This is a genomic window from Micropruina sp., assembly GCF_047606365.1.
Lineage (GTDB): Bacteria > Actinomycetota > Actinomycetes > Propionibacteriales > Propionibacteriaceae > Micropruina.
In genome coordinates, this window is sequence record NZ_JASGEN010000128.1 from 16034 (window position 1) to 28894 (window position 12861).

A 12861-nucleotide genomic window follows, 5' to 3' on the forward strand; every position below is an offset into this window, starting at 1 on the left:
AAGCGGTCAAGACTGACTGCTGGACCGCACTCCGGAGGAGGTCACCGTGTCCGGATCGACCGAACTGCCCGGCAAGAACCTGAAGCGCACAGCGAAGGCGGCGCGCTTGGACGCCGCCGCGTCCGCAAAGATCGCCGCGTCCGCGAAGAAGCGCAAACCCGCCGAGCCGGAACAGCCCGCGGCGGCCGGCCGCAAGGTGCGCCTCGATCGCCCCGTCGGCGGCGCCATCGATGGCATCCCGGTCCAACGGCAGCCCGTCGAGAACCAGCCCGTCGAACGCACTCCCGTCGAACGCGTTCCCGTCGAACGGATCCCCGTTGAGCGGATACCGGAACGGGAGCGCCCGGTCGGCGGAGGACAGCCGCTCGATCCAGGCCGGGGACGCCTCCCGGTCGGCGGGCTCAAGCCGGTGCTCACCCCTCCCGTCCTCGATCCTCGCGTCCCGATCGACAGGCTCGACCCGATCTGGCGAGTCCCGATTCATCTGCCCGACCTGGGCGATCTCGCCGTCCCGCCGGCGCAGCAGATCGAGGTCGAGCACAGCTTCGAGGTGATCCGGTCGTCCGACCTGGTGTCACTGATCGTCAGCACCAGCGGCTTCGACCTGGACGCCGGCACACTCACCGCCCGCGATCCCGGCCCGGCGCTGCTGATCTTCACGCTGCCCTTCCAGCACCTCGGCGAGCAGGCCACCTACGAGGGCGAAACCGTCCCCGTCCCGAACGAATCCAAGCCCACCGAGAAACCGACCAACGTCACCGACCCTTCGGACGGCGTGCCGCCGACACCGGTGGGCGGCATTCCCGCCCGGGCCAGCCGGCTCGTGGTGACCGTGCCGGCCGGCGACACCGTCGAGGTCAGCACCACCGGCTTCCTGGACGCCCTGGCCCGCTACCCGATGGCGGTGCATCCGCTGGCCACCGCCGGTCCGGCCCGAACGGCCACCTTCACGACGTTCGATCCCGGCAAGCTCGCCGTCCTGGTGAATGCCGGCCTGCTCGACCGCGCCGTGCTGGCCGGAGCCGCACCCCCACCGATGGCCGAGGTGCACGCCGCCGACACCACCACGGGTGTCGCCCAGCTCGCTCGCACCCTCGCCGACGTCCGCAAGACCCTGGGCGGACCGGCAGCCACAGTCTCGATCAGCAAGCTGGTCGTCGACCCGCGGATCGTCGCCGGCCCGATCCTGATCCCGCGCAACCCGCAGAAGCTGAGCCGCCCCGCCGGCCTGGCCGAGACCGCGATCGAGGCGCCGTTCCGGCTGGTCATCTCGCCGTCGTCGGAGAGTGGCTGGACGCACGCCGACCAACCGGTTCCGGACGGCTCGGGCACCGCGGTCGAGCTGTGGCACACCCGGCTCGGCCATCGCCAGGACGACGGGGTCGTCGAAGGTCCGGAGTGGATCCGGGCCGTCTGGGCGCGCGACCGGGAGCGCTTCCCGAACTGGGCGACGACCGAGTTCGGCCACGACAACGTGCCGATGCGGATGTCGCTGGATTCCAAGGACCGGCACATGATCGTGCGGCAATCCAGCGAGACCTGGGCCCGCAACCGGGTGAAGATCACTGACCCGGCACCGATCGACGGCACCCGGCTGTACCTGTCCAGCCTGGGCGCCTGGCTCGACCTGCACGCCCAATGGCAGACGCTGCCCTGGTCGCAGCAACAACCCGGAATGGCGTCCATCCTGTCCTGGGACCACGAGGCTCCGATGGGACGCGACCAGTACGTCCGGGTCGCCTACCCCGGCTACCTGTTCCCGTTCGGGCACCGGGCCACCCTGGTCAAGGTCACCGAACGCAAGATCAAGGACAAGGCCAACCCGCGGGCCGCCCTCTATCAGCGCAAATTCCTGATCGTCGGCGAGCCGGTGAAAACCTACGCCGCCCGCAACCTGCCGTTCACCCGGGTGGAGATCGTGCCCACCATCACCCCGACGCTGTCGCCCGATCCGGGTGCCGCGCAGGACACCTTCTTCGTGCCCAACGTGGGCGGCGCGCCGTTCCAGTTCGTGCTGCACTGCCTGGACGCCGACGGCCGCGAGGTGAAGCTGCCCACCCCGCTGGTCTGGGTCGCCGAGCACTTCAAGCCACCGTTCCCGGCGAACAACGACCCGGTCAAGGCGTTCAGCAACCTGGGCGAGACGAACGGGCTGGGCCAGAGCATCGCCTTCGCGCCGTCCGAGCCGGGTGGCGTGGACAACTCCGTGCCGACCGTCGGCCTGAGCTTCACCGGCACCCCGCAGCTCGGCACCTCGGTGCCGAGCCTGGTCACCGCCCGGGCCACCATTCCGGCGGTGGAGCGGATGAAGCCGACCGGTCCGCAGCAGATCAAGTACGCCCAGGCCTGGCTCGACAACGGCTTCGAGGCCGGGAACACCGGCCAGGTGTGGGCCGAGCTGACCTCGCCCACCACCCTCGGCTTCGGCACCGGCGGCACCTCCACCGGCGGCGCGGGCGGCTTCATCGCACCGTCGCTGCCGATCGAGGGACTCTCCCGGAAGGCCGGACCTGTCGGCGATCTGGCGAACACGGCCACCGGCGGCTTCGACCCCAAGGAGTTCCTCGCCAACGCCCTGCCGAAACTGTTCGGCTTCATCTCGCTCATCGACATCCTGGACGCGGTCGGCGTCGACCTGAACGATGCACCGTCCCTGGTCACCGAATCGCTGGCCAAGGTCGAGGCTCTGATGGCCGACCTGAAGGAACTCAAGCAGGCGATCACCGACGCCGCCGCGCAGGCCCAGCAGGCGCTCACCCAGGCTCAGCAGACCGCCGACGACCTGGTCGAACAGGGCCGGAACGCACTGGCCAACGAGGTGCTGGCCAAGGCCAACGACGCGCTCAGCTCGGCACAGGATCTGGTCAACCAGGTGATCGTGGCCGCGGACGGCGTGCTGCAGGCGATCATCGACGCGCCCGGCGACCTGGCCAATGCCCCCGGCAAGCTGGCCGCCGCGCTGAGCAACCTGGCCGCCGCGCTCACCACCGTGGAAGCGGCTGCCGCGAAACTGACCCCGCTGGCCAAGAACCGGCTCACCTCGCTCACCACTGCGCTGCGCACCGCGGCGTCCGATGTCGAGATGGTGCAGTCGGTGATCGACTTCGTCCAGGGCATCGCGACCGCGGTCACCGACGCCCGGTTCTCGTTCAAGTGGCAGCCGAAGCTGCAGTCCTGGCCGAACGAGAACAAGCCGGTGCTGCAGCTGCCCGAACGCGGTCTCACCCTGGCCGTCGAGGGTCAGGCCGGCGCCCATCCCAAGGCGGACGTGCTGGCCGAACTGCGCGGCTTCGCGCTGATCCTGCCGCCCGGCGAACCGATGGCGAAGTTGCCGTTCGACCATCTGTCGTTCAAGGCGGGCAGCAGCGGCAAGGTCGAGGTGGACGCCGCCGTCGGCAACATCGAGTTCGTCGGCATCCTGTCCTTCGTCGAGCGGATCAAGCAGTTGATCCCGCTGGACGGCTTCTCCGACCCGCCCTATGTGGACGTCTCGCCCGAGGGCGTGGTGGCCGGCTTCACCCTGGAACTGCCGAACCTGGCGATCGGCGTATTCAGCCTGTCGAACATGTCGCTGTCCGCCGACGTCCGGGTGCCGTTCCTTGGCGACATCGTCTCGGTCGGCTTCGGCTTCTGCACCCGGGAGCGTCCGTTCAACCTGGCGGTGCTCTGCCTGGGCGGCGGCGGCTGGTTCGGCATCCGGCTCTCCCCGCGCGGCCTGGAAGTGCTGGAACTGGGTCTGGAGGCCGGTGCCTACCTGTCGATCAACCTGGGGGTGGCGTCCGGTTCGGTGTCGATGGCGCTCGGCCTCTACCTGCGGATGGAGGCCGACAAGGGCTCGCTGACCGCCTACTTCCGGCTGCGCGGCGAGGTCGACGTGCTCGGCCTGATCAGCGCCTCCATCGAGCTGTACCTGTCGCTCACCTACGACTTCCCCAGCGGCAAGCTGATCGGGAAGGCCGTGATCACCGTCAAGGTGAAGGTGCTCTGCTTCTCGGCGTCGGTCGAGATCTCCTGTGAACGCAAATTCGCCGGCAGCAACGGCGATCCGACGTTCGCCGAGGTGATGGGCGTGCAGCCCGACTTCACCTCACCGTTGTGGTCCGAGTACTGCCTCGCCTTCGCCCAGGAGTAACCATGCGCGAACAGTTCACCGTCGTCGCACTGCCCTATTCGTGCGATCCGGACGCCGATTTCCACGTGTCGCTGTTCATCGCCCCCGACATCGAGGTGGACGATCCACGCGACACCCTCGCGGTCGCCGAACTCTTCCTGCACTGGCCGAAAGCCCTGGCCAACGCCAAGTTCGTTCTCGAGGACGATAACGGCGAGATCGAGTGCACCCCGCTGCTGGAGAAGCTCGAGGACGGCCTGTGGGAGGAGGTGTTCCCGGAGCGGACGCCGGTCACCAGCTACGTGCCGCCGGACTGGAAGAAGCACCCGTGGCGCACCTTCCACCCGGGCCGGACCACCGCCATCGCGAAAATGGTCAACCTGTACTCGACGGTCGCCAACGGCGTCGAGCCGCCGACGGTGCAGCAGGTGCCCTGGTACGGCACGGAGGTCTTCGGGGCGCTGGGCGGCGGCGAGGGCCGGCGCCAGAACAACCCGCTGGAGATCGTCGGCCGGTTCGAGACCCAGCAGACCGAACGGCTGGACGCCGACGTCCGCGAAGGCGTCCCGCTGTCCGAGTTCGGCAGCCCGCGGGAGTACTTCACGCTGCGTCCGCGGATCGACGACGCGCCGGGTGGTGCCGCCATGGCGGTGGCGAACCTGGAGTTGCACCAGGCTCGTCGGTTCTACTCCCATCCCGAGGAGGAGACCGACTACCGGCCGCGTCCGGAGCGGGACAATCCGGGTCCGCCGCCGCCCGAGAAGCAGATTCCCGACTTCCACGCCCGGGTGTCGTTGATCAACGACCACGGTCCGCTACAGCGCAAGCTGGGCCTGGTGGTCGACCTGAAGGCGGACGCCGCCCGGCTGGCCAAGAGCGAATGGCTGCTGGGCCGCGTGCTGATCGACGGCCGTCCCGAGGCGACGAAGGTGGTCAGGGTCGCCTGCCGAGCGGTCGGACGGGCGCTGGTCACCCGGGCCGAGGACGAGACCGCCTGGATCAACGGACGGCTCCCGGTCGGCAACGCGGACGCCTTCGACCTGCTCGACGTGGACGCCGACGGTGCCGCGCTGAAGACCGAGCTGTACCTGTCGTCCTACCTTCGCACCGCCGCGGCAGCGCTGCAGGGCGCCCCGGTCAACGCCGCACCCCCGGCTTTGCGGTCCTCGGGGCTGACTCTGGCCCGGCGGGACAACGCCGCCACCACCGCCTCGGCGATGGAGCGGCAGCGGGGCCTGCTCGACTCGGTGCGCGACCAGCCGCCGAACCAGTCGGCGGCGAACACCCCGCTGCTGACCACCGAGGACGTGATGCAGGGCGTCCGGGTCGAGGTGCACGACGACGTCAGCAAGAAGTGGCGCTCGCTGCACCAGGTGCGGGTCCGTGCCGAGGTGGTCGACGGCCGCACCCTGGAGTTCGACGACGTCGCATTCCTGCAGGAGACCAACGCCACCCATTCCGGGGCCGACCAGGCGCCGGTGCACGTCCACGAGGCGGTGTTCGGCTGGGACGGCTGGAGCCTGTCCGCGGCCCGTCCGGCGCTGCCGGTGGTGAACGAGGGCGGCGAGGAGAAGGTGGTCACCGACCCGCAGCCGCCGGCCGACCCGTCCACGCCGGTGATCATCGAACGGCGCGCCGCGCCCGGCACGCTGCCCCGGCTGCGGTTCGGACGCCGATACAGCTTCCGCGCCTGGGGTGTGGACCTGGCCGGCAACTCCCGGCCGCACCGGCTCACGCCCCCCGGCGGTGAGCAGCAGGCCGAACCGGTCCAGCCGCCACCACCCGACGCCCAGCCGGAAGCCCGGCCGACCGCCGACTTCCGCGAGCTGACCGACTTCGGCACTGCGTCCGTGCAGCGACTGCGGGGCGGGCTGGCCCAGACCGTCCGGGCCGTCGAACCGCTCCCGACGTCAGGCGGCGGCGAGGGGCTGCAGTTGGCGCAGGTGCTGCCGCAGATCGTCGGACGGCTCCAGGTCGTCCGCGGCGAGCAGGCCGCCGAGCCGGTGCCGTCCGCCCTGGCCGAGGTGCGCGGCGCGTTGGCCTCCGCGCTGGACCGTGACGATCTGGCACCGGCCGCGACCGCGGTGCTGAACCCCGACGTGGTGGCGTCCGGGCTGGAACTGAACCCCGACCTCGCCGATCTGTTCACCGTCGAACGGCTGGCGGTCACCCCTGAGGTGGCGCACGTCCGCTGGCAGCCGGTGCCGCCGCCGGCGATCGTGCCCCGACGGCTGTACAGCGAGGGCGAGTCGAACCAGGTGCTGGTGATCCGGTCCGGCGTCGAGCAGGACCCGGCCACCCTGGCGGTCAGCCACACCGATCCCGAGCAGTTCGCGGCCGCCCACCCGGGCCGGTTCGCGACCTGCGAGCGGCATCTGGTGCCGCCCAAGACCAGCCAGTTCGAGGCCGAGTTGCACAATGCGTTCGACGCCGCGATCGGCTCGTCCGACCCGGCCACGGTGAACCGGTTGCTGCATGCCGCGATCCGCGAATCGGGCACCCTGTTCGACCTCGACCTGCCCCGGCTGGGCGACCCGTCGATCCGTGACCCCCAGGACGGCGTCGAGCTGGTGCACGGGCCGGGAGCGTCCCCCGGCGAGCTGAAGACGCTGCCGCTGCCACCCGGCGAGGCACCCGGACCGGGCCAGTACGTGGTGCACGGCACCGACCTGGTGCACACCCCATACCTGCCCGATGTGCTGGCCCGCGGCCTCGGTTTCGTCTTCCCGGACGCCGGCAAGGACTGGACGATCGTGCCGCCGTTCGGCGTCGAAGGGTTCACCGCCCGCTATCCGGGTGCGGTGGCGTCCGCGGACGAGGCCGGAACCTGGCCGGCGATCGACGGCTACCGGTTGGTGCTGAGTGGCGCCGAGGAACTAGGCGGTGTGGTGACGCCGCACCTGATCACCCTGGCCCTGCCGCTCGGCACCGCGTTGCGTACCCGGCTGTCGTCCACGTTGACGCTCGACGACCTGGCGGTGATGGGGGTCTGGCAGCAGCTGCCGGACGCGATCCGGAACCTGCCCGGGGTGCTCGACGCGGCCACCAGGGGCTGGCTGTGGGCGTTGACGCCGTCCGAATCGCTCACTCTGGTGCATGCGGTGCCGCGTCCGGTACGGGCGCCGGAATCGGTGGCGTTCACCGTCTTCCGGGCGCAGAACGCCACCAACGCGATGCTGCTCGGCGGCGTCGAGCTGCACGGCCCGAGCACCGATTCGCTGATCGTGGACGCCCGCTGGGACGAGGTGCTCGACGACCTGTCCGACCCGGCCTGGCACACGCTGGCCAACCAGCGGCAGGTGGCGGCCACTACCGCGATCGAGCCGTGGGAGGACGTCGCGGTGCTGATGGGTGGGCACCCCGACCAGACCTACGACGACGCCGTGATCGGGCACCTGCGCGCCCATCAGGCGGTGCACGAGTTCGGCGACACCAAGCATCGGCTGGTGCATTACCGGTTCCGGGCCACCACCCGGTTCCGGGAGTACTTCTCCCCCGACGAGCTGGCGCCGCTGCCGCCGTCCGACGATCCGGCGTTGCCGATCGACGACGGACGCAGCACGGTCAGCGCCGAAGTGGACGTGCACGTGCCGAACACCTCGCTGCCGGCGCCGCCGCTGGTGCATTCGGTGATCCCGCTGTTCCGCTGGGAGGAGGGCACTGAGCCGGCGCAGCCGATGGCGCGGCGCCGGACCCGGCGCAGCGGCGTCCGGGTGTATCTGGAGCGGCCGTGGTTCACCACCGGCGCCGACGAGCAGATCGGTGTGGTGCTGGCGATCGGCGACCGGCCCGAGACCACCCGGGTCAGCCAGTGGGGCGGCGACCCGTTCTGGATCGGCAGTGCCGTCGCGGACCGCGAGGTTCTGCAGCTGACGCAGTTCCTGGCCGCGGTGGGTTGGGACGACTACGACTCGGTGGCGGGGCCGTCCGGGAAACCGGAGCAGTACCCGAGTGCCGAGGACCCGAACACCAAGGTGTGGGTAGTGCCGTACCGGCCGCAGTACAACGAGGACCGCCGCAAGTGGTTCGTCGACATCGGTTTCCCGGCCCGGTTCTGGCCGTTCGTGCAGCTGGCGCTGGTCCGCTACCAGCCGTACAGCGTGCCCGGTCGGCACATCTCCAAGCCGGTGCTGTGCGACTACGTCCAGATCCCGCCCGAGCGGACGGCGTCGGTGAGCCGGACGGCCGAGGGCCGCGTCCGGGTGCTGGTGTCGGGGCCGGCGGGTCTGCACGACCTGCCCGCCGCAGGCGGGTTCGCACCGGTCGGCATCACCGCGGCGAATCCTGCCGCGGGACTGGCGCTCGGAGTCGGCGCCAACCGGGTGCTGCGGGCCAAACTGCAGCACCGGGACGCCGGCCAGACCTCCGACCTGGCCTGGCAGACGCTCGAACAGACCGACCTGGTGTTGCGTGGCTACGCCGGTTCGCTGGCCAACCTGGTCTGGACCGGTGAACTGGACGTCCCCGAGGGCCTGCCGTTCACCCGTCCGACCACCGCCGGTGACCACCGCGTCCGAATCGAGGAATGGGAGACCTTCGTCGGCGACCCCGAGAACCTGGGCGACCCCAACAGCCCTCCCACAAGGGAGAACCGCCTGATCTACGCCGACGAGTTCGAGTTGGGCGATGCCTGACCGGCATCTCGCACCTCCGGGGACGGTTCTTCCACATCCGAATTTCGCACGTCGGGGGACGGTTCTTCCTCGTTCGAATTTCGCACGTCGGGGGACGGTTCTTTCTCGTTCGAAAATCGCACGCCGAAGAACCGTCCCCGGATGTGCGAGACGGGCGTGACTGGCTGTCGTCATCCCGGCGGATGCCGGGATCTCAGCACCCAGCAAACGCTCCGGAGGCGATCCCGGATCACGCCCGGGATGACCGGCGCAGAGCAATAGGGGCGATCCCGACCAGACCTTGGGCTCACCTTGAGGTTGCTTTTACAAACCGTTGAGGACCGTCCGGCAAAGTTCTTCTCAGGTCGGGGGGCCAAGCCGCCAGAGAGCAGCTACCGGGACCGCGTTCGGGGGGACGCGGAAACGGTGGGGGAACTGCTCACAGCGGTGAAGACGGATCGAGCCGGGTCAGGACGCAGGAGGAGCGCCCAGGACCCGGCTCTCCGCGCGTCCGCGTCCGTTATGGGCGGACGTCTCAACTGACTGACACCTTTCCGTGCCACTGCCGCTCTGCAAACCGCCATCGGCTCCCGAGCCGGCCAGTCGTAGTCAGGCCCGTCGACTTCCGGGCCCGGCTCCCCTCCGGTTCGCATGTCCGGGGACGCTTGTCGTCATCCCGGCGGGTGCCGGGATCTCCGCCGCCGAACGCTCTGGATGAGATCCCGGATCAAGTCCGGGATGACGGTGCCTAGCAACGGATCCGATCCCCATCGGATCTTGGGGCCACCTTGAGGTTGCTTTTACAAACCGTTGAGCACGGTCCGGCAAAGTTCTTCTCAGGTCGGGGGGCCAAGCCGCCACAGAGAGCAGCTACCGAGACCGCGTTCGGGGGGACGCGGAAACGGTGGGGGGAACTGCCCACAGCGGTGAAGACGGATCGAGCCGGGTCAGGACGCAGGAGGAGCGTCCAGGACCCGGCTCTCCGCACGTCCAGGGGTCAGCACGGCCCGTCGGTCGACAGCGTTCGGGACAAGGGATTTCGACAAGCTCAATCAGCAGAAGCGGCCGAACGGTCCGGACCAGCCGGCGCAACTCAGGCCCGGGTGCGCATACCCGTCTCGAGCCGTGCCACATGCATGGTGAGGTACACCACTTCGTCGTTGGTCACCGGATGCTGCAGCCGCAGTTCCAGCACCGCTTTGATGCGCAGCGCCAGTTGATAGGCCCGGCTGTTGCTGTCCGAGACCACGACGGCGACCGCGGGCGCACCGCCGGAGAGTTGTTTGCCTGCCCGGGCGCGGGCGAAGAAGTACCGCAGGTGGGTGGCGAAACGCGCGGCGTCGATCGAATCGGGGTCGAACTCGTCGCCGTAGGCCTGCCCGATGATGTCGAAGATCTGCCGGATCAGCCGGGACTGCAGAAAGGTCTGCTCCATGCTGGGGCTGCCGGTGACGGCATGGAACAGATGCATCGCCAGCGCGATCGCCTCGCCCTTCGGCAGCGGTGTCTCGATCTGGCGGTTCAGTTTCGCCAGCAGATGTTCGGCGACCTCGAGTTCCCCGGGATGCAGGTGGGCCACCTCGGCGCGCAACGGGTACTCCATCACCTCGCCGCGCCGCACCCGTTCGATCGCCTGATGGATGTGGTCGGCCACCGCGACGATCGCCAGCGGCGGCAGCACCGCGTTCAACTCGCGCAGCGCCTCGGTGAACAGCCGCTCCACCAGCGCCAGCCGTTCGATCGGAATGTCGGCGATCACCTTCGCCACCGAATCCGGGTTGTCGGCGGGCACGAACCGACGGGCGATCAGCGCCTCGTCGATAGCGTCACCGGGCCGGGCCTGGTACCCCACGCCCCGCCCGGTGACGACCACTTCACGTCCGAGTTCGTCACGGGTGAGCACGACGTTGTTGTTGAACACCCGCAGTACCTTCATCGCGCCCACCCCCTTCGAATCCTCGTATCAGCCCTGGTCAGGACAGGGTCGCACCGTTGCTGGCGATCAGCTCGCGGTACCAGCCGAAGGACTTCTTGCGGTACCGCGCCAGCGTTCCGCTGCCGTCGTCGTTGCGGTCGACGTAGACGAATCCGTAGCGCTTCGACATCTGCGCCGTGGATGCGCTGACCACGTCGATCGGACCCCACCAGGTGTAGCCCATCAGCTCGACGCCGTCGGCGATCGCCTCACGCACCTGCACCAGGTGATCGTTGAGATAGGCGATCCGGTAGTCGTCCTCGACGGTCGGCACACCGTCCACCTCGACCAGTTCGTCCTTCGCGCCGAGACCGTTCTCCACGATGAACAGCGGCTTGCCCCACCGGTCCCAGAACTGGTTGAGCACGATCCGCAGGCCGACCGGGTCGATCTGCCACCCCCATTCGGACGCCGGCAGCTTCGGGTTCTTGATGCCGCCCATGATGTTGCCCTGGCCGACCTCGCCGCCGGACGCCGCCTCGCAGATACTCATGTAGTAGCTGAACGAGACGAAGTCGACGGTATTGGTCAGGGTCTCCCGGTCGGCATCGGTGATGTCGAGCTCGATGCCCTTGTCCCGCAGGGTGCGCAGGAAGTATCCCGGGTACGCCCCGCGGACATGGACGTCGCTGAACGCCAGGTTGCCGTGGTCGGCCTGCATCACCTTCAGCACGTCGGCCGGGTCGGGCGTCAGCGGGTAGATCGGCATGGCCAGGATCATGCAGCCGACCTGGATGGCCGGGTTGATCTCCTTGGCGATCTTCGTCGCGGACGCCGACGCGACCAGCTCGTGGTGGATGGCCTGGTACAGGTCGGCCTCGCTGAGCTGTTCCTTCGGCGTCCAGATGCCGCCGGACATCAGCGGGGCGTGCAGCACCGAGTTGATCTCGTTGAAGGTCAGCCAGTACTTCACCCGGCTGCCGAACCGCTCGAACAGGGTGCGGGCGTAGCGCTCGTAGAAGCCGATCATCCGGCGATCGACCCAGCCGTTGTAGGTCTTGGCCAGGTGCAGCGGGGTCTCGTAGTGGCTGATCGTGACCAGCGGCTCGATGCCGTGCTTCTCCAACTCGTCGAGCAGCCGGTCGTAGAAGGCCAGGCCCTCCTCGTTCGGGGTCTCCTCGTCGCCGTTGGGGAAGATCCGGCTCCAGGCGATCGAGAACCGGTACACCGTGAAGCCCATCTCGGCGAACAGCGCGATGTCCTCGGCGTAGCGGTGGTAGTGGTCGATGCCGACCAGTTTGAGGTTGTCAGGGGTGGGTTCGTCGGTCGGTGGGGCCGCGATGCCGCGCGGCATCACGTCCTGGATCGAGGGACCCTTGCCGCCGGCGTCGTACGCGCCCTCCAGCTGGTTGGCGGCGGTGCCGCCGCCCCAGAGGAAGCCGTCCGGAAACGTCGTGCTCATGGCTTGATTCTCTCCTGTCCTTCGTCGCTTGCGGTCAGACCGTGACGATCAGCGCGGCGTCGTCGTGGCTGACGGCACCCATCGAACCCGGCGCGACGCCCTTCTGGGTGGCGGTGTTGGTGATGATCACCACCGTGGTGGTCGAATACCCGGCTTCGGTGATCTTGCCCAGATCGACCTCGACCAGCACGTCGCCGGCGCTGACCCGGTCACCCTGGGCCACCTTCGGCTCGAAACCCTCGCCCTTCATGTTGACGGTGTCGATGCCGACGTGGACGAGCACCTCGACGCCCTCGTCCGTCCGGATGCCGTAGGCATGGCCGGAACCCATGGTCACGATGATGGTGCCGGTGACCGGCGAATAGACGGTGCCGGACGTCGGTTCGACACCGATGCCCGCGCCCATCGCGCCACTGGCGAAGACCGGATCGGGGACGTCGCCGATGGCGACCAGGGTGCCGTCCATCGGTGAACGGACGATCACCTCGGTGCCGGCGGCGGCCGGTGCGGACGCCGCAGCGGTCTCGGCGGGAACCTCGACAGCCTCGGACGCCGCCGCCACCGGAGCGGGATCCTTCACACCCCAGAACAGGGTGCCGAGGAAGCCGATCGCCACCGACAGCGCCAGGCCGATGAAGAACAGCGGCAGGTTCGGCGTGGAGAGGTAGGCCGGCAGTGCGATCAGCGACGGGAACACGAAGGCGGTGGTGCCGGCGCCGGCGAGACCGGCGAAGACGCCGCCGATCGCGCCACCCGCGAC

5 protein-coding genes are annotated in these 12861 nt (G+C 69.2%); 2 read left to right on the plus strand and 3 right to left on the minus strand.

Annotation, left to right across the window (positions count from 1 at the left end; translation table 11 throughout):
* The first annotated feature begins 46 nt into the window (after positions 1 to 46).
* Together QM624_RS14715 and QM624_RS14720 are read left to right on the plus strand one after the other, a co-directional pair.
* Positions 47 to 4132 carry a hypothetical protein gene (locus QM624_RS14715; RefSeq protein WP_415093097.1) on the plus strand — a complete coding sequence of 1362 codons (4086 nt, stop codon included), beginning with the start codon at positions 47 to 49 and terminating at the stop codon, positions 4130 to 4132.
* 2 nt (positions 4133 to 4134) lie between these two features.
* On the plus strand, positions 4135 to 8745 hold the full coding sequence (locus QM624_RS14720) for a hypothetical protein (protein WP_415093099.1): 4611 nt from the start codon (positions 4135 to 4137) through the stop codon (positions 8743 to 8745).
* Positions 8746 to 9817: 1072 nt separating this feature from the next.
* Here QM624_RS14720 and QM624_RS14725 read toward each other — a convergent pair.
* The 3 genes from QM624_RS14725 to QM624_RS14735 all read right to left on the minus strand — a co-directional run.
* Entirely contained in the window at positions 9818 to 10660 is an 843-nt protein-coding gene (locus QM624_RS14725) for a PRD domain-containing protein (RefSeq protein WP_415093101.1), read from the minus strand.
* 37 nt (positions 10661 to 10697) lie between these two features.
* Complete coding sequence (locus QM624_RS14730) at positions 10698 to 12101, minus strand: glycoside hydrolase family 1 protein (protein ID WP_415093103.1); 1404 nt, start codon at positions 12099 to 12101, stop codon at positions 10698 to 10700.
* A gap of 34 nt (positions 12102 to 12135) precedes the next feature.
* The coding region (locus QM624_RS14735; RefSeq protein WP_415093105.1) for a PTS sugar transporter subunit IIA at positions 12136 to 12861 on the minus strand (726 nt) is incomplete at its 5' end.